Annotated in this window: 22 protein-coding genes and 1 pseudogene; 8 read left to right on the top strand and 15 right to left on the bottom strand. The window is 45.4% G+C overall.

Going from position 1 to position 21,009, the window contains the following annotated elements; genetic code table 11:
* Positions 1-33: 33 nt before the first annotated feature.
* The 3 genes from QZW82_RS24670 to QZW82_RS24660 all read right to left on the bottom strand — a co-directional run bounded on the left by QZW82_RS24670 (position 34) and on the right by QZW82_RS24660 (position 2,157).
* On the bottom strand, positions 34-618 hold the full coding sequence (locus QZW82_RS24670; protein WP_293154285.1) for a Uma2 family endonuclease: 585 nt from the start codon (positions 616-618) through the stop codon (positions 34-36).
* Positions 619-925: 307 nt separating this feature from the next.
* A complete protein-coding gene (gene era / locus QZW82_RS24665) occupies positions 926-1,837 on the bottom strand; it encodes a GTPase Era (protein WP_293154379.1) in 912 nt (303 codons plus the stop codon).
* 164 nt (positions 1,838-2,001) lie between these two features.
* Positions 2,002-2,157, bottom strand: coding sequence for a hypothetical protein (locus QZW82_RS24660; RefSeq protein ID WP_293154282.1), 156 nt, complete (start codon positions 2,155-2,157; stop codon positions 2,002-2,004).
* Between the two features lie 185 nt (positions 2,158-2,342).
* Between QZW82_RS24660 and QZW82_RS24655 the strand changes: the two genes are divergently transcribed.
* A complete protein-coding gene (locus QZW82_RS24655) occupies positions 2,343-2,762 on the top strand; it encodes a hypothetical protein (RefSeq protein ID WP_293154280.1) in 420 nt (139 codons plus the stop codon).
* A gap of 279 nt (positions 2,763-3,041) precedes the next feature.
* On the opposite strand, the gene QZW82_RS24650 is transcribed toward QZW82_RS24655, so the two are convergent.
* Entirely contained in the window at positions 3,042-3,308 is a 267-nt protein-coding gene (locus QZW82_RS24650; protein ID WP_293154278.1) for a hypothetical protein, read from the bottom strand.
* Positions 3,309-3,626: 318 nt separating this feature from the next.
* On the opposite strand from QZW82_RS24650, the gene QZW82_RS24645 reads away from it, so the two are divergent.
* The 3 genes from QZW82_RS24645 (at position 3,627) to QZW82_RS24635 (ending at position 5,790) form a co-directional block, all read left to right on the top strand.
* Positions 3,627-4,286, top strand: a complete 660-nt coding sequence (locus QZW82_RS24645; protein WP_293154275.1) for an NUDIX hydrolase — start codon at positions 3,627-3,629, stop codon at positions 4,284-4,286.
* A gap of 74 nt (positions 4,287-4,360) precedes the next feature.
* The gene (locus QZW82_RS24640) at positions 4,361-5,098 is read left to right on the top strand and encodes an ATP-binding cassette domain-containing protein (protein ID WP_293154272.1); all 738 of its coding nucleotides are present in this window, start codon (positions 4,361-4,363) and stop codon (positions 5,096-5,098) included.
* A 14-nt stretch (positions 5,099-5,112) separates the two neighbouring features.
* Positions 5,113-5,790 (top strand): ABC transporter permease, encoded by a 678-nt coding sequence (locus QZW82_RS24635; RefSeq protein ID WP_366665093.1) that lies wholly within the window; start codon positions 5,113-5,115, stop codon positions 5,788-5,790.
* 108 nt (positions 5,791-5,898) lie between these two features.
* On the opposite strand, the gene QZW82_RS24630 is transcribed toward QZW82_RS24635, so the two are convergent.
* From QZW82_RS24630 to QZW82_RS24620, 3 genes are read right to left on the bottom strand one after another with little or no spacing between them, the layout of a single operon-like run.
* Positions 5,899-9,567, bottom strand: coding sequence for a PAS domain-containing protein (locus tag QZW82_RS24630; protein ID WP_293154269.1), 3,669 nt, complete (start codon positions 9,565-9,567; stop codon positions 5,899-5,901).
* Positions 9,564-9,773 carry a hypothetical protein gene (locus QZW82_RS24625; RefSeq protein ID WP_293154266.1) on the bottom strand — a complete coding sequence of 70 codons (210 nt, stop codon included), beginning with the start codon at positions 9,771-9,773 and terminating at the stop codon, positions 9,564-9,566. Before QZW82_RS24625 ends, QZW82_RS24630 begins: the two co-directional genes overlap by 4 nt.
* A gap of 54 nt (positions 9,774-9,827) precedes the next feature.
* Positions 9,828-10,439, bottom strand: coding sequence for a DUF1802 family protein (locus QZW82_RS24620; RefSeq protein ID WP_293154263.1), 612 nt, complete (start codon positions 10,437-10,439; stop codon positions 9,828-9,830).
* A 125-nt stretch (positions 10,440-10,564) separates the two neighbouring features.
* On the opposite strand from QZW82_RS24620, the pseudogene QZW82_RS24615 reads away from it, so the two are divergent.
* Together QZW82_RS24615 and QZW82_RS24610 are read left to right on the top strand one after the other, a co-directional pair.
* Positions 10,565-11,536 (top strand): annotated as a pseudogene (locus QZW82_RS24615) (aldo/keto reductase).
* A gap of 184 nt (positions 11,537-11,720) precedes the next feature.
* Positions 11,721-13,595 carry a serine/threonine-protein kinase gene (locus tag QZW82_RS24610; RefSeq protein WP_293154260.1) on the top strand — a complete coding sequence of 625 codons (1,875 nt, stop codon included), beginning with the start codon at positions 11,721-11,723 and terminating at the stop codon, positions 13,593-13,595.
* A 131-nt stretch (positions 13,596-13,726) separates the two neighbouring features.
* Here the strand turns inward: QZW82_RS24610 and QZW82_RS24605 are convergent, their stop codons facing one another.
* Together QZW82_RS24605 and QZW82_RS24600 are read right to left on the bottom strand one after the other, a co-directional pair.
* A complete protein-coding gene (locus tag QZW82_RS24605) occupies positions 13,727-14,368 on the bottom strand; it encodes a Uma2 family endonuclease (RefSeq protein ID WP_293154257.1) in 642 nt (213 codons plus the stop codon).
* A 53-nt stretch (positions 14,369-14,421) separates the two neighbouring features.
* Positions 14,422-14,934 carry a hypothetical protein gene (locus QZW82_RS24600; protein ID WP_293154254.1) on the bottom strand — a complete coding sequence of 171 codons (513 nt, stop codon included), beginning with the start codon at positions 14,932-14,934 and terminating at the stop codon, positions 14,422-14,424.
* 270 nt (positions 14,935-15,204) lie between these two features.
* On the opposite strand from QZW82_RS24600, the gene QZW82_RS24595 reads away from it, so the two are divergent.
* Complete coding sequence (locus tag QZW82_RS24595) at positions 15,205-15,732, top strand: hypothetical protein (protein ID WP_293154251.1); 528 nt, start codon at positions 15,205-15,207, stop codon at positions 15,730-15,732.
* 96 nt (positions 15,733-15,828) lie between these two features.
* Positions 15,829-16,038, top strand: a complete 210-nt coding sequence (locus QZW82_RS32305; protein ID WP_366665092.1) for a hypothetical protein — start codon at positions 15,829-15,831, stop codon at positions 16,036-16,038.
* On the opposite strand, the gene QZW82_RS24585 is transcribed toward QZW82_RS32305, so the two are convergent.
* From QZW82_RS24585 to QZW82_RS24560, 6 genes are all read right to left on the bottom strand, one after another.
* Positions 16,035-16,427: a hypothetical protein gene (locus QZW82_RS24585; protein ID WP_293154248.1), complete on the bottom strand. Its 393-nt coding sequence runs from the start codon at positions 16,425-16,427 to the stop codon at positions 16,035-16,037. The two genes, QZW82_RS32305 and QZW82_RS24585, sit on opposite strands and share 4 nt — an antisense overlap.
* Positions 16,420-16,638, bottom strand: a complete 219-nt coding sequence (locus QZW82_RS24580) for a hypothetical protein (RefSeq protein ID WP_293154245.1) — start codon at positions 16,636-16,638, stop codon at positions 16,420-16,422. Before QZW82_RS24580 ends, QZW82_RS24585 begins: the two co-directional genes overlap by 8 nt.
* 125 nt (positions 16,639-16,763) lie before the next feature.
* Complete coding sequence (locus QZW82_RS24575) at positions 16,764-17,699, bottom strand: branched-chain amino acid ABC transporter permease (RefSeq protein ID WP_293154242.1); 936 nt, start codon at positions 17,697-17,699, stop codon at positions 16,764-16,766.
* Between the two features lie 36 nt (positions 17,700-17,735).
* A complete protein-coding gene (locus QZW82_RS24570; protein ID WP_293154239.1) occupies positions 17,736-18,305 on the bottom strand; it encodes a GNAT family N-acetyltransferase in 570 nt (189 codons plus the stop codon).
* 47 nt (positions 18,306-18,352) lie between these two features.
* Positions 18,353-19,303, bottom strand: a complete 951-nt coding sequence (locus QZW82_RS24565; RefSeq protein WP_293154235.1) for a branched-chain amino acid ABC transporter permease — start codon at positions 19,301-19,303, stop codon at positions 18,353-18,355.
* A gap of 119 nt (positions 19,304-19,422) precedes the next feature.
* Positions 19,423-20,715 carry an ABC transporter substrate-binding protein gene (locus tag QZW82_RS24560; protein WP_366665091.1) on the bottom strand — a complete coding sequence of 431 codons (1,293 nt, stop codon included), beginning with the start codon at positions 20,713-20,715 and terminating at the stop codon, positions 19,423-19,425.
* Positions 20,716-21,009: the final 294 nt, after the last annotated feature.

The raw sequence follows: 21,009 nt of genomic DNA, 5'->3' as shown, positions 1-21,009 counted from the left end.
GACAAACATTATTGGTAACAAGCTTTTTCAATTTTAAGGTGTTGTTTCTGGGGTAAGGTCGAGGTTGCGATAGACTTGTTCGATCGCAAAACTGAGATTGATGCTTTTTAGTTCTATAGTATCACCTTCTTTGTAGTTAATGATGAGCCATTCACCAGCATCATTTTTGTGATACAAATCCATTTCGATACTGGTGGAACTGACTAATAAATAATCTTGTAAGACTGGATTTTTGCGGTACATTCTAAATTTTCCACCGCGATCGTAAGCCTCAGTGCTGGGAGAGAGAACTTCAACAATTAAGCAGGGGTATGTAATGTATTGGGTTGTGGTTTTATCGCGATCGTCGCAGGTGACGCTGGCATCGGGGTAAGTATAGTTACTGGATTCAAAAATATTAATTTTGACATCAGAATTACCTGTTATGCAACCGCTATTTTCTAAATGAGCATCAAACATGGCAGTAAATCTGATGGCAAGGCGACCGTGATTGACGCTGCCACCGCTCATGGCGTAGATTTGACCGTCGATATACTCATGCTTTTCTAGCTGCTTTTCTTCCCAAGCAAAGTATTCTGCTGGGGTAAGTTGGGGAAACTTTTCTTTTGCAGCGACCATTTTTTTTAGGTAATGGGTAGTAGGTAATACCAATTTAATATGAAGTTGCACATATCTCGATCCCCCTAAATCCCCCTTAAGAAGGGGGACTTTGAGAAGAATCTTGTCCCCCCCTTATTAAGGGGGGTTAGGGGGGATCGAAATTCTATGCAGCCTCATAAAAAATTGGTATAATGGGTAATGGAGTTTACTTCTATTCCCTATTTTAGTCTCGCGCAAACATTTTTTGCAGGAAGCCTTTTTACAATAATCCAGACTGTTTTTAAAGAGGGATGCGATCGCGAACATCCCGCAAACCACCAAAGTTTCACTCTTCCACCCGATAGCCCAATTCTGCCAAACGAGTCCGAGATTGCCGCCATTTCGGCTGCACCTTGACAAATAGCTCCAAATATACTTTACCTTCAATTAACTTTTGAATCTGTTCCCGGGCCGCACTGCCGATCGCCTTGAGCATACTGCCGCTTTTACCGATTAAAATACCTTTTTGGGAATCCCGTTCGACGTGAATCGTCGCCAGAATGCGGGTAATCTTCGCTTCTTCTTGAACGATGTCGATCGCGATTGCGACTGAATGCGGCACTTCTTCCCGCGTCAGCAGCAAAATCTGTTCCCGAATCAACTCGCCCATAATAAACCGTTCCGGCTGGTCAGTCACCAAATCTGGCGGATAATAATAGGGGCCTTCCTCCAGATGTTGGATTAACAATTGTTGCAGCGGTTCCACACCCTCGCCCGTGAGAGCCGAGAATTTTACTACAGGCCACTCGGGATTGACAATTTGTTCGTAAGTTCGATCGATCAACACGGAATCCTCTGGTTGTTCGTCCAACTTATTCATCCCCAAAATCACCGGAACTTTGCAATTGCTGAGAATTTCGATAATATATCGATCGCCCCCACCCGATTCCACCGAACCATCCACCACAAACAGCACCACATCCACAGACTGAATCGCCGTGCGCGCATTCTGCACCAAAACCTTACCCAATTGGTGGTGTGGCTTGTGAATTCCCGGAGTATCGACAAAAATAATTTGTGCTTCCGGCGTCGTCAGGATACCCCGCAGCCTGTTGCGAGTCGTCTGAGACACCGGCGAAGTAATCGCAATTTTCTGTCCTACCAACTGATTCATCAGCGTGGATTTGCCAACATTCGGGCGCCCGATAATACCCACAAACCCAGACTTGTAGCCCGCAGGAGCCGCGGGAACACCCATGATTTCCGATACGTCGATAAACTTACTATCTTCCACTAAACTCACCTATTTTCAAGCCCCTTCTCTGTCTATTGTCGCCTGAAAATACTCAAACGCCCATCGATGCACTGTAGCATCTTTCTTTCGCTGGTATAGCGGGTAACACTCAAAGGGCGATCGAGCCCTCAACCAGTGTTAAAATGCCACAGGCGATCGACAAAACTTGATATCTGACACAAAATTTGATAAAGTTCCAATGACATCGATCGAAAATGAATCATTCTGGTAAAACCGAGTCCCAAACGCTGTAACAACTTCAGATGTGTAAATGTCTCACTCAACTGAAACAATTCTACAGTTTGTCAGACCAACCAGTTTTTACGTTTTTGAAGATGTCTGGTAATAAATTAGATGGGTCAAAACCAAGATAAAATTTCATTAGCATTAGATTTTTTATAAATTAAAGCTAATGTTTTGCCCCTACCTAATTAGTGCTAACCGTCATAAAGTTGAGGAGATGAATCGGATGAAATCGAAATTATTTTGGAGTTGCTGCACCGTATTGGTAGCCAGCTTACCTATTCCTGCCTTCGCTCAAACAGCCCCTCAAGCAGGTATTGACTACAAAGGCGGCTCAAAGAACTACCAAACAGTACCGGGCAAAATTCCTGAAAGAACTTTACCCAAAGCCTTTGACTTTCCAATTATTACCAACGTTGCTACTGACACTAGCATCACCACAGATCACCTAATTACCGAGCAGTTTCGCGCCCCCGCGACTCGTACAGAATACACCAGCGCTCTCACCACCTGGTCAGAATCTATCAGAGAATGTCTGGCAAAACAGCCCCGCTTGATCCGGGCCAGCACCAAGAACCCGATTCAGATTAATGGCAAAGTAGGCACGATTGTCAGAAATGCAAATAACCGTGCAGTTTGCAAATAAGCGAGTAAGTTCCGCTGTCTGAAGACAAAAACTAAAGAGTGTTTTTACACAAAAAGAGCAATAGAAAACCTATTGCTCTTTTTGTGTAAAAACTCAATTGGTTTGTAGTGAGGACTTTAGTCCTTCTTAATTTCTGAGGACTAAAGTCCTCACTTGGTTTGTAGTGAGGACTTTAGTCCTTCTTAATTTCTGAGGACTAAAGTCCTCACTACAAACCTGATAATTCCACAAATATGCTCTGAAACCCGAAGGATAGGGATTTCAAACTCTAATTCTCGATTAAGTAGCGCAAAATTCATTCGTATTCAGCAAAATTTCCCCATAATCAGGAATCCAAGCCAGCCACTTTTGGTCGGAGCACTGACACAACAACCACGCTTCATCAAAACTGAATGCTGTTGGCGGATTGAACAGTTTGACCCACATCGAAGGAGCCAATTTTGGTGCAGGTACGGCGCAGCCAAATTTTGCCCAGTCCAAGGCACTCGCGGCGCTGGCTAGCGTTGCTTGCGGTTGCCGACTACGAATATCTGTTTGCAGTTGCATAACTACTCCTGTAGAGCTAAAAGTCAGCACGCCTTGCGGGGTTTCAACAACTCATCACCAAAGGCGCAGATCAACTTAGATTATGTAGTCTATGCTACTGAATTTTCTTGGGTTCTGTGTGCTATTGTAGCAAAAATTTACAATCTAGATCGAAAAACCGGGTCAAAGCTGAAAAGACCGATCGACTATTTGGGCGATCGACAATTATCAATTACGATCGATCGGTCAAAACATTTAATTTATAGCAACCATGGCCGACGCTTAGAATATTCTTAATTATTTTGTCCCTCTTCGTTCTTCCCTATTCTCTCTTCCTTCTTGCTTCGGTCAACTGTCAACTGTCAACTAAGAGGGCGGGCACGCACCATCCGCCGCCCCTACAAACTGTCAACTGTCAACTGTCAACTGTCAACTGTCAACATGAACCCAACCGAAAATTTCAACTGGAAAACTCTAGACAGATTTGTAGAAATCAACTCTCATTGGGTAAAACTAATTGGCGAACATCTCGAAACAACCGAAGGGCAAATAGTAGAATATTGGCGAGTAGAAAGACCAGATTCAGTGGTCGTCTTAACAATTCAAGCTGACAAATTGCTGTTGCCCTCACCGATGTATCGCGCCGGCGTAGCAGCAGCAACCCTCGACTTTCCCGGCGGTCGCGTACCAGAAGCCGCAACACCAGCAGCCACAGTTCCAGCTATAATCAAAAAAGAACTAGGAGTGACAGAAAGTGCGATCGCCCGCATCCAACCAATCAACACCACAGGCTGGGAAATCAACAGTTCATTCTCCAATCAAAAACTCTACGGTTTTGTAGCAGAATTGCACCCCACAGCCACAGTAAACCCCGAACTAATCGGTGCTGCATATCCTGTAACCCCCGACGGAATTCGCGACTTGCTCAAAAAATTAACTTGCCTCCAATGTCGAGCCTTGTTGCTAGAATGGCAAAACCAAGATAATTTTAGATTGTAGATTTTGGATTTTGGATTCTCCCGCAACACTCGCCGATTGACGATTTATTAAAACCAATATCACCCAAACTAATCATGGCTCTCAACAATGAAGTTGCTGTCGAATGCCTCGACGTTACATATCGGCTCAACCGCAGATATTTAGTAGAAAAACTCAATTTTAAAGTGTTCCAAGGAGAAATTTTAGTATTGTTAGGACGCAGCGGTAGTGGCAAAACTACTACCATGAAATTAATTAACAATTTACTAACGCCAAGCAGTGGCGAAGTGCTTGTCATGGGAAAACCGACAACTCAGTGGAACGCAATTCAACTGCGGCGAAAAATTGGCTACGTAATTCAAGAAATCGGTTTGTTTCCCCATTTTACCGTCGAGCAAAACGTTGGTTTAGTGCCGAAATTGGAAGGCTGGGAGGGCGATCGCATACAATCTCGCGTCCGCCAACTGTTAGAATTAGTCAACCTCGACCCCCAGCACTTCGCCAAACGCTATCCCCATCAGTTATCCGGGGGACAGCGGCAGCGTGTAGGCGTCGCCAGAGCACTTGCAGCAGATCCTCCGCTGCTATTAATGGATGAACCGTTTGGTGCTTTAGATCCCATTACTCGCCTGGAATTACAGCGGGAATTCGGTCAATTGCAGCAGCAACTAGGGAAAACTGTGATTTTTGTGACTCACGGAATTCAAGAAGCTTTTTTTTTAGCCTCTAGAATTGGTTTGATGCAAGACGGAAGGTTGGTTGAATTGGCATCGCCTGAGAATTTTATGAAATCTCAGCATCCAGAAGCTCGCGCCTTTTTGGAATCTTTTTAATTAGCTAAATACGAATGCTGTTAGCAATCATGAATTACGCAATGATTAATTTTATTAACCGCTATGGTGCTGAGATGGTTCAGAGGTCGATGGAACACTTATATTTAGTAATAGTCGCGATTGTTATATCTACGATTGTGGGAATTCCTCTGGGGATTTTAGTCACGAGAAAACCCAAATTGAAAAAGCCGATTTTGGGCTTTGCGAATATTATGCAAACAATTCCCAGTTTGGCTTTGTTTGGCTTGCTAATTCCGGTGCCGGTATTGGGCGGAATAGGCGATCGCACGGCAATCATCGCCCTGACACTCTATTCCCTACTGCCAATTGTCCGCAATACTTACACGGGCATTATCGGCGTCGATCGGGCGATTGTGATGGCCGGGACAGGCATGGGAATGACGGATATGCAACTGTTGTGGCAGGTGGAACTTCCCCTAGCGCTGGGCGTGATTCTGGCGGGCGTGCGAGTTGCTGCGGTAATTGCGATCGGGCTAGCAACTATTGCGGCGGCAATTGGTGCAGGTGGCTTGGGAGTCTTTATTTTTCGGGGCGTTGCTACAGTCAACAATCAGTTACTTTTGGCTGGGGCAATTCCGGCGGCTTTGATGGCCTTAGCTGCGGATTTTGGGCTGGGTTTCGTGGAAGCGCGTCTCTCGAAAAGTACATTGAAAGGTGTTAAAGAGGACTGAATTTGTATTTAAGGTATGTAGTTGCGCTGTCTTCGCTCCGGTTTTATCTATTAAGAGAGCGCTGAAGCGCAACAACGTACCTAAGAGGGCTGAAGCCCAACAACGTACCTAAGATCGCACTTCCTCTACTTCCTCTGCTAAGTTCATCTCAGGTTCAGCCTTTAAAAGCGGCAAACTTACCCTAAAAGTAGATCCCTGATTCTCGCCCGCACTCTCCGCAGCAATTGTCCCGCCGTGTGCTTCGACTAAATGGCGGACGATCGCCAATCCCAATCCCAGCCCGCCATATTTGCGCGTCAGAGACACGTCTTCCTGGTAAAAAGAATCAAAAATAGATAGCAAAAAGTCAGGGTGGATGCCTTTACCGGTATCGCTGACGGCAATCAGCGCCCGATTGCCCGATCGCTCCAGCCGAATCTCCACTCTGCCACCGTTGGGAGTAAACTTAATCGCATTAGAAAGCAAGTTCCAGACAATCTGCTGGAGTCGCACCGCATCGCCCGACACCAACCCCAGATCCGGCACCACCGCATGAATCTCGATCGACTTAGCCACCGCTGCCGTTTTCACAGTATCGATCGCAGATTCGACAGCCAAACTCAAATTCACCGGGGTGGGATTCAAGCTCAGTTTGCCGTGCATAATCCCCGCAATATCGAGCAAATCATCAATCAACTGAGTCTGCAATCTGGCATTGCGCTCGATCGTGTCTAAAGCTTTAGCAGTTTGAGCCGCATTCAAAGCTTGACTTTGCAGCAGTTGCGCCCATCCCAGGATCGGATTCAAGGGCGATCGCAATTCGTGAGAAAGCACAGCCAAAAATTCATCCTTAGCACGGTTAGCTTTTTCCGCTGCTGCGCGCAGAGCTTTTTCCTGCTGCAAAATACTGTCCCGCTGCTTTTCCAAGCATTTTTGGTCTTCAATATCAGTTGCGGTACCAAACCATTTGACAACTCGATCCGATTCATTCTTGACGGGAATAGCTTGGTGCAAAAACCATCGATACACGCCGTCGCAGCGCCGCAATCTACCTTCGGCTTGATAAGGGCTGCCGTCTTGTTGAGCAGACATCCAACGATCGCCCATCATAGAGACATCCTCAGGATGGACAACCGCCGGCCAACCTTCGGCTTGGGCTTGTGCTAGCGTCAACCCAGTAAAATCTAACCAGCGTTGGTTGACATCTAGCAATACTCCCTCAGCGTTTGCTGTCCATACTAATTGTGGGATTGATTCAGTTAAATATCGATAGCGTTCTTCGCTTTGACGGATCTCTTCCTCAGCTTGTTTGCGATCGGTAATGTCGAGGTTAATGCCGCTCAACTGTAGCGGTTCATTTTGCGGGCTTAAGCTGAGGCGGGCCAGCCCCAGAAGCCACCGCACGCCGTATTTCGGGTGAACAATGCGGAATTCGCAGTGAAACTCTTCGCAGTGTTGCTCTACAACTCTCTCCACCTCTGCATTGACTCGATCGCGATCCTCGGGGTGCACGGCATTTAACCAATCTGCGTATTCGGGCGCACCCTTCGCAGGATCGAGTCCGTACAAATCGAAATTTTCCCGGGACCAAAAAACTTTACCAGTAGGAATTTCCCAGTGCCACGAGCCGGCATGGGCCCCCGACAGTGCCAATCGCAGGAGTTGCTCGTTGTGGCGCAAGGATGCTTCTGCTTGTTTGCGCTTGGTGATGTCGATCAAGGTTCCCACGTAGCCCGTCACCGTTCCGTTACTGTCTAGGTAGGGCAGTGACTGGGTGTAGTACCAGGTAATGCTGCCGTCTGGCTTTACGTGCCTGCCTTCGTTCTGGTAAATTCCTCTGGGCTCAGGTTTTTCACGCCACTCTTGCCATTCTCTCCTCAGACGCTCGTGTTCGTCGGGATGTAAAGCTTGCACCCATCCCATCCCCAACGCCTCTTCTACCGATCGGCCTGTCATTTCGCCCCAACGGCGGTTGACATAGAGACAATTATTTTGAAGATCGAACCGGAAAATGGCAGCGGGAGAGGCTTCTGCTAGGGTTGCAAACTGGCGTTCGTTCTCTAGCAAAGCGATTTCAGCTTGTTTGCGATCGGTAATATCCTCAGCAATTCCTGTGAGCCGATAAATCCTTCCTGTCTCATCTTTGACCGGAAAACAGCGGTCTCTCACCCAGCGTACAGTGCGATCGGGCAAAACAATCCGGTACTCTTCATCGAACTTGCCTTCAACAGCTTTCTGCTCAAACGCTCGGGCGTTCGATTCGCGGTGTTCCGGATGCACTAAATCCTGCCAAACCCGAGAGTCATCATACAAAGATTTGGGATTCAAGCCCCACAGCCGTTCGTAGGCAGGACTGACATAAAGCACTCGCCCCGAAGGGTAATCGGAAATCCAGAACACAGCATCGATGCTTTCTGCTAACTGGCGGAAGCGTTCTTCGCTTTCCCGTAAAATTGCTTCGGTGCGCTTCCGCTCTTGCAGTTCGTGTTGTGCTTGCTGATAAAGCTCTGCCTGCCGGATAGCAATGCTCACCTGCTGGGCCAACTGCTGAAGCAAATCAATTTCTAAAGGTTGCCACAGGCGCGGGCCGCCGCAGTGATGGACAATCAGCAGTCCCCAACACTGTTTTTCGTGCAGGATGGGTACGACTAGATTTGCCCTGACTTGAAATTGAGCCAGCAGTTCGACGTGACAAGGGTCGATCGAGACATCGTGAATATCTGTTTTTGCCGTCACCAATCCTTGACGGTAGGGTTCGAGATAACTCTCGGCCAAACAGGGATCGTAGATTTGGGAAGCTAGGATCGATCGCCACGCAGTGCCCACAGATTCTGCTACCACAGTCCCGCTACCATCTGGCTGCAAGCGAAACACGATCGCCCGATCCGTGTCGAGAAACTGTCGCACTTCCTCTACGGTTGTTTGCAAAACGCGCTCTAAATCCAGCGATTGGTGAACTTGTTGAGCAATTAGGGCGATCGCGCGCTCTCGCTGCAATCGTTGCAGGCGTTCTGCTTCTGCCTGTTTCGACTGAGTGAGGTCTACTACTGTACCCAGGAACCGCAGCGGTTTGCCAGCCCAGTCATAGTAAAGTTGCCCTTTAGCGCCTACCCAATGCAGCGAACCATCGGCCCAGACAGTGCGAAATTCAACTTCATAGTTAATCCCTGTCCCAAGGGTACTGGTAATAGCCTCGCCAATAATCTCGCGGTCTTCGGGATGTACGAGTTCGATAAAATCTTCATAACTTGCCGGAGAAGTTCCCAGCGGTAGACCAAAAATCGGCCCTACCAGATTAGACCACACCACACAATTCTTAGGAATCTGCCATTCCCAAGTACCCATCCCAGCGGCTTTCAACGCTAAGTGCAAGCGTTCTTCGTTTTGTTGCAATTTGGCGTGTAATTGCGCTTTGTCGATCGTCGCATTCACCGCCAGCCGCAAGCTCTCCGGTGTCAATTGTTCTTTGATGAGATAGTCTTGGGCGCCGGCTTTGATAGCTTCGACTGCGATCGTCTCATTCCCGACTCCGACTACAATTACAGACAAATATCGCTGCGATACTATTTTGCTTCGCAGTTGGGCGATAAATTGCAAACCGTCCATATCTGGCAGCCGGTAATCGAGCAACACCAGATCCGGCTGGTGTTGTTCCCACAGCGCCAACCCTTCTTTTCCTAACGGCGCTGCGATTATTTTGTATTGGTACTCGCGATCGCGCAGCAGATACTGTCGGTACTTATGACAGTCTTCCGGGCTGCGATCGACAATCAAGACGGTGCGCTGGATCTGACTCATTGCAAACCTTCCTTGCAAGCGCGATCGATCTTCATGGCAATTTCACAGCACCCATCCTGTAAAGTCTGAATGCTTCCCTTCAATTGACGAACATTCATCGGAGCGATCGTACAGCTATCATCTGTAACAGATACTGGCAAAACATGAGCCAAACGTAGAAAGTCTATTTTTTGTAAGGGCTTAAAAAGCAGCTCGTTGCTACCCATACAACAATACCAATACATTCTATCAACTTTCAACAAGTTATACGTAGATAAATTTTAAACCGTCAGCGTTGTGATTTTCTGCAAACCATCGGCATTCGGAGGATTTGCCATCAGATTGCGAATTTCATGCGATCGTGCAATGTACTCTCCATCGCTTAAAACAGCTTCACTCCCCTCCAGAGAAATAGGACTTGCCAAATCAATCCAAGAACGACAACCGCCGTATTCAGAAATGTACGGAATTTCGGCTGTTTCTGCGAGGCGATAAGCGCGCAGCAATAAAATATAAATTGGCTGGTTTTGTTTCCATTTCAGGCGGTCGCCGACAAATTTTTCATTCCAAATATGGTAAGGAAACAGTGCCTTAATTGCTGGCTCCCAAGCCACCAAAAAAACATCAGTAATCTCAGCCCAACTGGCAATTCTAATATTTTCTGGATGCCAACCCGATTCTACAATTTTCACTTGACTTGCAAAATCTGGCTTTAATAAATCAGGTTGTTGGTGTTCAAAAGTTGGATAAAGCAAGACTTGCTTGTCACTGACATTAAACTGTCCCGCTTGCTCGCGAATACCACCCTTTCGCAACAGCAAAATCGTTTTGCCACATTCTAAAGCATTAACCGCTACATTCCATTCTTTCAGCGCGCAAGTAGTTGATTTCATAGGTGTTTTTTAGAGTTTAACAATAGTAACAAAATCGGTGACTCAAAGCTACTATACCTACTTTTTTCTGTTAAAATTAGATAGATTGAGGGTGAATACTAAAAATCCAAATGAGGACTTAGGGTATGGAAAAGCGACAATTGGGGACATCGGAAATTCAAATAACCCCGATAATTATGGGGACTTGGCAAGCTGGGAAGTGGATGTTGGTGGGAATTGAGGATGCTGAAAGTGTCAAAGCCATGCGCGCCGCTTTTGAGGCCGGTATTACCACCTTTGATACGGCTGAGGTTTACGGAGAAGGGCATTCGGAACAAATTATCGGTCAAGCACTTTCAGACGTGCGATCGCAAGTAGTATATGCTAGCAAAGTCTTTGCCAACCACCTCAGAGCAGATTTGGTAGTCGAAGCGTGCGATCGCTAAAAAACCTCAACACCGATTATATCGACCTGTACCAAATCCACTGGCCCGCCGACACTTGGAATTCCAAAGCTGTACCAATTGCCGAAACAATGGACGCCCTGAACAAATTAAAGCAACAGGGGAAGATTCGGGCGATCGGCGTTTCCAACTTTTCCCAGGCCCAAATAGCAGAAGCCTCCCAATACGGACGCATTGACAGCTTGCAACCGCCCTATTCTCTGTTTTGGCGCTGCGTAGAAAAAGACGCCATGCTCTACTGTCAAGAAAATCATATCTCAATCATCGCCTATTCATCTCTAGCCCAAGGAATATTGACAGGTGAATTTGGGCCAGAACACAAATGTGCAGAAGGAGATCGCCGCGCCAAAAATAAGCTGTTCCTCAAAGAAAATTATGCCCGAGTGCAAACAGCATTAAATCAACTGCCGCCAATTGCCGATCGCCACCAGACAAGCTTGGGAAACTTAGCATTGGCCTGGTTGATTGTGCAGCCGCAAACCAATGCAATTGTCGGCGCCCGCGACGCCCAACAAGCCACCGATAACGCTAAAGTGGCTGAGGTAAAGTTAAGTCAGGAGGACTTAAAAGAGATTGACGCGATCGGGCGAACAGTCACCCGGGCGAACAGTCACCGATCGTTTAGATGACAATCCCGTCATGTGGAACTTCTAAAATAGCTTGGGATCGGAATACCGGGCGGTTGAAACCGCGTCTATACAAACCAAACCCGCCTCCGCGGGTTGAAGACAAAAGCGGTTAAAATTTTTTTATTTTCTTCAGTCTGCGGAGGCAGACTTCGTTTGTGTAGACGCGGTTTCAACCGCCGTCTTATCTAAAATCTAAAATCTAAAATCGAATGAGTTACTGTTTAAACCCGAACTGTTCCAAGCCCCACAACCCGGATGCAGCCAAAATTTGCCGCAATTGCCGGTCAAAACTGCTGCTGCGCGACAGATACCGTGCTATAAAGGCGATCGGACAAGGCGGCTTTGGCAGAACATTTCTCGCCGTAGACGAAGACAAACCCTCCAAACCCCGCTGCGTCATCAAGCAATTTTTACCAGACAGCCAACTAATACCATCTGGAGTCGATCGTAACAGCAAAAAAGCAGCCCAACTGTTTGAACAAGAAGCAATGCGATTGGACGAATTGGGCAAACACCCCCAAATTCCAGAACTATTAGCCTATTCCACCCAAGACAACCGACAATACGTAGTACAAGAATTTATCGATGGACAAAATTTAGCACAAATCGTCGAACAAGAAGGCACATTTACAGAAACTCAAATCAAAGACTTACTCAATAGCTTACTACCAGTCATTCACTTCATCCACTCGCACAACGTCATTCACCGAGACATCAAACCCGGAAACATCATTCGCCGTGCCACAGACAAACAATTAGTTTTAGTAGATTTTGGCGCAGCCAAAATTGCCACAGGTACGGCATTACTCAAAACAGGAACCAGCATCGGCAGCCCCGAATACATCGCCCCCGAACAAGCCAGAGGCAAAGCATTTTTTACCAGCGATTTGTACAGTTTAGGCGTAACTTGCCTGTACTTGCTAACACAAGTTTCCCCCTTCGACCTCTTCGATCCGGGCGAGGATGCCTGGATTTGGCGGCAGTATTTAACGAACAACCCAGTCAGTGAAGAACTAGGTAAAATTTTAGATAAACTGATTGACAATGCTACTAACCGTCGTTATCAAACAGCAATTGAAGTATTAAAAGAAATTAATCCGCAAAGTGCGATCGACCTAGTAATACCCGAAAAAACATCCAACAAGTTAATTAAACCACAAAAAACTTCCGCCGAACCCCAAAAACCAACCTATAACTGGCAATGTATTCACACCTTAACAGGTCACAAAAACTTAATTTACTCTGTTGCTTTCAGCCCCAACGGAGAAGTCATAGCCAGCGCTAGTGATGACAAAACAATCAAACTGTGGCGAGTAGAAGACGGGCAAGAAATAGTAACTCTCGCAGGCCATACAAACTCAGTTTATACAGTAGCTTTCAGCCCCGACGGACTGATGCTAGCCAGCAGCAGCCACGACAAAACAATCAAACTTTGGCGCATGAAAGACGGGCAAGAAATGCGATCGCTTGTGGGTCACAGCAACTCAGTTTACGGCGCAGCATTCAGTCCCGATGGAACTCTAATTGCTAGCAGCAGTTGGGACAGAACAATCAAGATTTGGCGAGTCAAAGACGGACAAGAAATCTGCACGCTAGCAGGCCACATCAACTTAGTTTATTGTGTCGCTTTCAGCCCCGATGGAGAAACTCTTGCTAGCAGCAGTTGGGATAGAACCATCAAGATTTGGCGAGTCAAAGATGGGAAGCTACTTCGCACGCTGACAGGTCATACAGACTGCGTTCGCTGCATAGCTTTTAGTCCCAATGGCGAGTTTTTGGCTAGCGGCAGCCACGACAATACTATTAAGATTTGGTGGGTAAAAGATTGGCAAGAAGTTTTAACTATTACAGGACATTCCTGGTACGTCGATTCGATCGCCTTTAGTCCAGATAGCGAGATTATAGCCAGCAGCAGCAATCAAACTATCAAGATTTGGCGAGTTAAAGACGGTCAAGAAATTTGCAATATTGCAGGTCATACTAACTCGGTTTACTCGGTAAATTTTAGCCCGGAAGGAGAGTTTTTGGCTAGTGGCAGCAGTGACAAAACTATTAAGATTTGGCAGAATACCATGTTTGTTTAATTGCGCGCGATCGAAATTGTTTGTAATCGTTGGGCGGGGGCAGGTTTATGATAATTTTCGGTTTTAGGCAATTATTGTTGGTGAATTTGCCCCTACAGGAATTACGATCGATTCACCGAACACCATATGATTCAACCGTTTTCCCTTTCAATTTTCAGTCGCAACTCCCGAATAACTGTACTTGTATGGCGATCGCGCGACATTTGCCAGCATTCCTCCACAATTTCTGATATATTAAAATTGGGAAAATAACGGCTGATGGAACTTTCGACATATCGATCGTTTTGCAAGTCGTAAATTCTGAGCTTATTTTTCTTAAGCAGCCACACTTCCGGCACTTGATAAGGCAAATAATCATCTAAATCCGTATAGCTAGTTACGTCTACTTCAATCACCAGATCGGGCGGCGGTTCAACACCCCAAGCAATCCGATCTTTACCAAGAATTGCCGCGCAATTATCAATATAAAAACAATAATCTGGTTCAATTCCTCTTTCCTCCGGCAAATCCATCGTAATTGGCGTAAACGCTTCATAATCTCGCCCCAAGCAATCTAGCAAAACTTTGACAACATCAGCAATGATATTTGCTTGTTTTCCGTGTACGGGTAAAGGGGACATTAATAAAATCTCTCCTGGTCGATATTTGATGCGCGGAATCTGACGATCGCCCAATTGTTCTACAAGCGCTTGGTAATCCTGCCAAGTACCAGGAAATTTTATCAGCGTTCCTGGTGGCAAATGAATTGTTTCTGGGGTGACGACTGCAAACATAAAACTTATACCTCCTGACTGAGGATGTGTGTTTTAAACAACTAAAAGCTATTTCAATCCATCTGCTTCACTACCTCCAAGGCTAACCCTAGCACCTCTGCAATTTGCTCATCCTTCAATCCCAACTGTCGTAATTTACCAATCATTTCAATTTTAACTTGATTCGTGCCGTCATGGTAGTCGGGAGTCGGAGGCTGACTTTTATCTGGGGTAGCATTGGGTAGTTCTGAGCAACCATTGATATAGTTAATTGTATTGCTATGACCAAAATGAGTATTATTATTACGATCGCCAAAATTTATATTCAGATTTAATTGCCGTTCTAGAACAGATTCCAGATTACCTTTATCAACTGCTTCGCCAAAAGCATCAGATAACAGTTGCAAAAGCTTATAACCTACATCTTTAGCGTGACCCGGAGTACAACCATAAATATTAGCAATGTCAGAATACTTTTGTCGCTTCAGTATTCCATCGATAATTCCGCGCTGCAAGTCATTTAGACGTTTGCCTGTCTTTGCGCGGACTACTTCATCTACAAGTTGCAAGATATCGGCAGTGTCCATCAGTATCGGTGTCAGATAACTATCGTTAGTATATCCGACTTTATCCGTCTTTATCCGTCTTTATCCGCCTTGCATGGCAATTTTAGAAATACCCGTCTTTTTCCGTCTTTTTTAGCTTTGCAGTTTTGGGCGATCGGTTTATGATACGGAAGAGCCAAAAAGCAGCCTCATCGCTAGAGAAAGTAGCTGCCAAATTAATCCCGTTACTGAATAGCGACCGCTCATGCTTTTGCTTGTCAAGTAGTTATCATACAATATAAGGTTGGTGCTATGGGAAGGTATTTTCATTCAGGAATAATTTTTTCTCTTACTCTTGCAGCTATTTTATTGTTTCAATCTCTATCAGTAGCATCACCTAATTACCAAGAACGTAACGGTATATTTGGTGAGATAAAATATGCTGAATTCTGTAATTACTCTAACAGCGTTAGGTATAGGGTCAAAGGTGAAGCAGGCAGTAGAGATGCTCGTGTTGAACACGTAGATTTCAAAATTTTTTGGAGACCAGTTAAGGGAATTAACATTAGCGGTCAACCATTGGGCTATATTAGAGGAGCTGAATGGAGAAGTTTTTTACCTACTTACAATACTAAGTCAGGAGATAGAAGGTGGTATGAGAGATCAGAACAAACTCCTCTTACGTCAGCAGATGTCACAACACCTGTAAAATTCGCGATGCACGTGTACAGAAAATCTCCTGGATACAGCGACTATGTGGTTGACTTGGGAGGAATTGTCAATCTTGGTATGATACCGCTGAATTCTTGTCGTGTTTATGATGATGGGAATATTAGGTAGAGTATTGTGGAATTTAACGAATAATTACATCTAAGGGAGAGGTTGGGTGAGATTAGCTATCTTGCTTGTTCAAGGGTATTCCATCAAGAAGTGCGAGTGCCCTTTTTCCACCTCTTCAACAATTCCGGCGTCACCAAACCTTGCGGAAAAAATATCGTCCCCAAAACAATCAGCACCCCAAACACAATTAACTGCCCATCCCGCAGAAATTTCGCAAACCAAACAGGCAGTACGATCGCCCATTACTATTTTATCGATCGGCGATCGCCCCTCTCTTTTTTACCGATCGACATCGACGCTGATTAGAAACGGATAATCTCGATCGTGCATCGCGATCTCTGAAAACAAACATCAAATTCTCGAAAGAAGTTTGTTTGCCCGAGAATTAAGGGTACTTGAGAGGATTCTGCCCAGGCAAATGCTAGACGAACTGGTTCCAGATTCCCAATTTGAACGTGTACAAATATACCCCGTGCCTCAACCCTTGCAAGATTTCCAGCCAATGGCAAGCGGATAGTTTGTTCTTCCCAAATTACACCCAATTGCAGCCCTATGTCATAAGGTAATAGGTTGACCGCAGACCCACTATCTAGCAGTGCATTCGCGGAGACAGAAATGCCTGCATGACTCAGAGTAATGGGAATCGTGGGTAATACTTCATCGTCAGAAAAGGGAAACTCGATCGTACTAGGCATGAGTAGATGCCTCTCGGTCATCCTGAATCATCTGCATCATAATGTTTGCAGCTTCCGTTGCATCGTAGGGCGACCAAACCGGATACTCTGATGCAGAAAAGATAACTTGTAGTTCAGCCTTTGGGATTTGCACAGCTAGGAGTTTGAATAGTGATAATTTGTCTGGCTGGCTCAGACTGTTCACCAAAGGAATTAACTCAGCGAGAGACATACTTTAAACTCCTAGACATACGAGGATACATTTATCATAAGCGATCTGTGAGACACGGTTTTATAGATAGGCGATCGATAAGGACTGGGGATGCGATCGCATATCCATCTACCAAAAATCCAATTTTAAACAGAAGTACGATCGCCCTTCTTCCACCTTTTCAACAACTCCGGCGTCACCAAACCTTGCGGAAAAAAGATTGTCCCCAAAACAATCAGCAACCCAAAAATAATTAACCGCCCATCCCGCAGAAATTGCGCCAACCAAACCGGCAATCCCTGAATAGTCGCCATTCCCCTTAAAACCTCCGGTAAAGCAGTAAACACCATCCCACCCAAAACTGCTCCCAAAAACGTTCTGCTACCACCAATCAACACAGAAGTCAAGTAAATAATACTAGCATCAAAAGTACCTTGACGCGCGTTCCAAGTATTCAGAAAATGGGCACTAACAGCACCCACAACACCAGCTAAAACAGCACCTAATGTAAAGGCCAAAACCTTATAAAAAGTTGGGTTAATGCCGATCGCATCCGCCGCCAACTCATCAGCCCGAATCGCCGCAAAAGCCCGCCCCACCCGAATCCGTTCCAGCCGGTAGACGATCGCCATACTTACCAATAGTAAAGGCAGTACAATCCACAAATACTCGATCGGCGTCGCAAACGGTTGCGGAATCCCAAAAATACCAACCGCCCCGCCAGTGATATCCAGATTCAGCGATAAAACCCGCAGAATTTCCACAAAAGCAATAGTTGCGATCGCCAAATAAATCCCACTCAACCGCAGCGCCGGAATTCCCACCAAAATCCCCAACAACCCCGAAACAACCCCTGCAATTATCATCTCCACCAACAGCAATGGTAGAGGAAACAAACCCCCTATCGGCTTAAACACCGTCGTAGACAAAATCGCCGCAATATACCCACCCAACGCATAAAAACCGGGGCTAGCTAGAGACAATTGACCAGTCATTAGAGGTAAATACAGCGACATTCCCAACATTGCACCCAACAACATCGAGACAATCAGAAACCCATAAGTAGTAAAAAATGTAGCCATTTGATTTTAGATTATAAATTATTAGAAAAAATCTGGTTAACTTGGTTTCCAATTATAATTGATTAAGCTAGTCTGAATATGGTCTTCCCACCGACCATTTATGAACAAATAATCTCTCGCGTAACCTTCCACCACAAATCCCAATCTTTTAAGTAGATTACCGCTGCGCTGATTGTGAGGCATATAATTTGCCATAATGCGATGTAAATTCAACTCTTCAAAGACATATTGAATCGCCCCCCGCACAGCTTCAGTCATGTAACCTTTACCTTGTTGCGCTTCTGCCAGATTATATCCTAAAAAGCAGAAATGACCTGCACCTCGTACAAAATTATCAAAATTAACGTTACCGACAATATACTCAGGATTATCCTTCTCAAAAATCCACAACTTTAAAGATTTGTCAGACTCAAATCCTTCCCAATTTTTCTCTACTTGTTTTTGCCAATAGCTTTCCGTTAAAAAATCCTCCGCCCATTGTCGGTGCCACGGAGTAAAAAATCTTTGGTTGTCACTGTAAAATTTAATAATTTTGCAGACATCCTCTCGATTTGCCAATCGCAAAAAAAGGCTATCGCTTACAATTAATGGAACTGCTTCTTTCATAAAACATCTTTGTGGCAACTGACGGACTAAAGTTCTTACAAACCATCCTACACCTTTTGAATCAAACGCCTGCCAAACAAACCCTGCGGCCTCACCAACAGCATCAAAAACAATATCGCAAAAGCCACAGCATCCTTATAAGCCGAAAAATCTCCCGGTACAAAAGCCTCCACCAAACCAATGATAAACCCACCCAAAACCGCCCCAGGAATACTCCCCAACCCTCCAAGCACAATCACCGCCAAACCCTTCAAACCAAAAGCAATACCAAAATATGGCCCAGCAATACTCACACTAGAACCTACCAAACTCCCCGCCAAACCAGCCAGAAAACTGCTCACAAAAAACGTCAACACAATATATCGATCGGTATCAATCCCCAACAAACTAGAAGTAGTCGCATCTTCAGCCACAGCCTGCATTGCTTTGCCAAACTTAGTGAAATTTATCAAGTAAGTTAAAACAGCCACAATCGCAACAGATACCGCAAAAATTACTATTTGAACACTACGAATCGGAATAGGTTTATCCGCTGTTCCGAAGTTAATTGCCGCAGGCAAATAGCCATAAGTGTTAGCAGGAAAAGTGTAAATTTCCGCCCCGACAAGATATTGGATGATATTTGCGATCGCAACTGCAACACCCAAACTAGAAACCACCGTCAGCAGAGGATCGGAGTGTCGGTGGCGCAAAGGTAAAAAAGCAACTCGTTCAACAATTACTCCCACCCAACCAGCCATGACACTTCCCAAAATTAACGCCGCAGCAAAAGGCAACTGCACCGGAATTCGAGCATTAGCCCACAACCCATTAAAACCGACAGCACCTCCCATCAGCGCATAAGTAAAGTAAGCACCCAAGGTAAATACCGCACCGTGAGCAAAATTAATAATTCCCAGAATAGAAAACACCAGCGTGTATCCCAGTGCAAAAATAGCATACACGCTGCCGATCGACAAACCATTCAGAAATTGTTGCAGAAACAGAGTTAAGTCCATCGCCAGTCACTAATTAGGCATCAAAATTAAATCATTCAATCACAAATAGGCTAAAAAACTACTGTCATATTTTTGACTACATTCGTTAAATCCCTACAAAATTCGTTGCCGAAATTCCTTTATTTCAAAAATTCAAACTTCCCATTAACTCCATCCGCATTCATTTTAATTTGTGCCACATAAAAGTCTTTTTGATTTATTTCACCTTCCGGCGTAAAAGAAATTTCCCCCAAAGGCGTATCATACTTGCCAGTCAACAACCGCTCATTAAGCTTTGTACGCAATTCTGCCAAAGGTTTTTCGCTAACCTTAGACTGAGCATTAATTGCCTTTAATGACTCCACAAAAACTTGTACGCCAGTAAAAGCTTGAGCGCTAAACTGAGGCGGTTCCTTCTTAAATTGAGCGCGATAAGCATCGCGGAAAGCCTTATTAATTTCATTCTGATATTCCGGACTGTATGCTTGGGCAATCAAAACCCCATCGCAAAGAGCCTTGCAAACAGTAAATACATTGGAAGTATTCAAACCGTTGCCGCCAATAATAACGCCTTTGTAGCCCAACTCCCGCAATTGCTTAATTAAATTGCCTCCATCTGCGGCCAACCCAGAAATAATTATCAAATCGGGCTTGACATTGATCCCATTAGTGGCTTGAGATTGGAAATCTGTATCAGTAGTCAAGAATTTTTGGACTGTTGCCAATTCCAGCCCCATCTCTTTAACGGTTTTCTGAAAAGTTTCAGTCTCAGATTTGCTGAAAGCATCATTCTGAGCAAAAAACACGGCTACTTTCTTGATATTGGGATTTTGCTTCAGGGCCGCTTTAACTGCATTAGGTGCCACCACGGCGACAGGCGCGGAGACTCTGGCCACATAATCGCCAATCTGGGGAATGCCTTTAGCCGTGTTGGACGGTGCGAGGACGGGAACTTTGGCGCGATCGGCGATCGGATCGGCACCAAAAGCCTGCTGTGATAGAGTTGGGCCCACAATCCCCACCACCTTATCCTGATTGATCAGAGTATTAAACGCATTAATCGCCCCTTGTTCATCTCCACCCGTATCTTGGAACACCAGTCTAATCGGCGTCCCATCCACACCGCCCTTATCGTTAAAATACTTCTCAGCAATTTTCGCCCCAGCCACCTGTTCCTGACCGAGTAAAGCCACATTGCTAGTTTGCGCCACCCCAACCCCAACCGGAATAGCCGCAGAGTTCCCCGCAGCCGAAGCCTGTGGCGTAGCTGTGGGAGTTGGTGAAGTACCTGGAGATACTGTATTAGTACCAGTCTGGGGAGTGTTGGTCTGACTGCAAGCCAGCAGCAGTGAGGCGCAGGTTAGGAACAAGGCAGTAGGACGAGCAGTAGGTTTTTTCATGGGCGGGCGATCGAACACATATATATAGAACATCTGTCTGTGTCTGTAAAGATATTCTACCCATTAGCGGAAGAGTCCCCGGAAAAAAACCTTAGAATTACGCCCCAAACAAGTGAAATCCGGAAAAGCAGATTGGGCGATCGGGTGAAATAGTCTGTCTCAACAGCCAAAACGCATACGGTGTATAGTTTCTACACAACATCAAAAATATTTTCGCAAAACGCTTGACAACCCCTTGCGAAATAAGTATATTAATAAAGCGCCAGAGAGAGAGCGGTTCACACCGCGAACTTAAGGCACAGAGAACTGAACCTAGAAAAAAGAATA

It is taken from the genome of Microcoleus sp. bin48.metabat.b7b8b9.023, from assembly GCF_013299185.1.
Lineage (GTDB): Bacteria > Cyanobacteriota > Cyanobacteriia > Cyanobacteriales > Microcoleaceae > Microcoleus.
This window is presented reverse-complemented; position numbering and strand designations above follow the sequence as displayed.

Coding starts and splice junctions, on each gene's coding strand:
- QZW82_RS24565 (WP_293154235.1), bottom strand. CDS start 19,303: ATGGACTTAACTCTGTTTCTGCAACAATTTCTGAATGGTTTGTCGATC.
- QZW82_RS24650 (WP_293154278.1), bottom strand. CDS start 3,308: ATGCAACTGCAAACAGATATTCGTAGTCGGCAACCGCAAGCAACGCTA.
- QZW82_RS24610 (WP_293154260.1), top strand. CDS start 11,721: ATGAGTTACTGTTTAAACCCGAACTGTTCCAAGCCCCACAACCCGGAT.
- QZW82_RS24620 (WP_293154263.1), bottom strand. CDS start 10,439: ATGAAATCAACTACTTGCGCGCTGAAAGAATGGAATGTAGCGGTTAAT.
- era (WP_293154379.1), bottom strand. CDS start 1,837: ATGGGTGTTCCCGCGGCTCCTGCGGGCTACAAGTCTGGGTTTGTGGGT.
- QZW82_RS24570 (WP_293154239.1), bottom strand. CDS start 18,305: ATGAAAGAAGCAGTTCCATTAATTGTAAGCGATAGCCTTTTTTTGCGA.
- QZW82_RS24580 (WP_293154245.1), bottom strand. CDS start 16,638: ATGTCTCTCGCTGAGTTAATTCCTTTGGTGAACAGTCTGAGCCAGCCA.
- QZW82_RS24595 (WP_293154251.1), top strand. CDS start 15,205: ATGGGAAGGTATTTTCATTCAGGAATAATTTTTTCTCTTACTCTTGCA.
- QZW82_RS24670 (WP_293154285.1), bottom strand. CDS start 618: ATGGTCGCTGCAAAAGAAAAGTTTCCCCAACTTACCCCAGCAGAATAC.
- QZW82_RS24640 (WP_293154272.1), top strand. CDS start 4,361: ATGGCTCTCAACAATGAAGTTGCTGTCGAATGCCTCGACGTTACATAT.
- QZW82_RS24630 (WP_293154269.1), bottom strand. CDS start 9,567: ATGAGTCAGATCCAGCGCACCGTCTTGATTGTCGATCGCAGCCCGGAA.
- QZW82_RS24625 (WP_293154266.1), bottom strand. CDS start 9,773: ATGGGTAGCAACGAGCTGCTTTTTAAGCCCTTACAAAAAATAGACTTT.
- QZW82_RS24655 (WP_293154280.1), top strand. CDS start 2,343: ATGAAATCGAAATTATTTTGGAGTTGCTGCACCGTATTGGTAGCCAGC.
- QZW82_RS24600 (WP_293154254.1), bottom strand. CDS start 14,934: ATGGACACTGCCGATATCTTGCAACTTGTAGATGAAGTAGTCCGCGCA.
- QZW82_RS24605 (WP_293154257.1), bottom strand. CDS start 14,368: ATGTTTGCAGTCGTCACCCCAGAAACAATTCATTTGCCACCAGGAACG.
- QZW82_RS24635 (WP_366665093.1), top strand. CDS start 5,113: ATGCTGTTAGCAATCATGAATTACGCAATGATTAATTTTATTAACCGC.
- QZW82_RS24585 (WP_293154248.1), bottom strand. CDS start 16,427: ATGCCTAGTACGATCGAGTTTCCCTTTTCTGACGATGAAGTATTACCC.
- QZW82_RS24575 (WP_293154242.1), bottom strand. CDS start 17,699: ATGGCTACATTTTTTACTACTTATGGGTTTCTGATTGTCTCGATGTTG.
- QZW82_RS24560 (WP_366665091.1), bottom strand. CDS start 20,715: ATGTTCTATATATATGTGTTCGATCGCCCGCCCATGAAAAAACCTACT.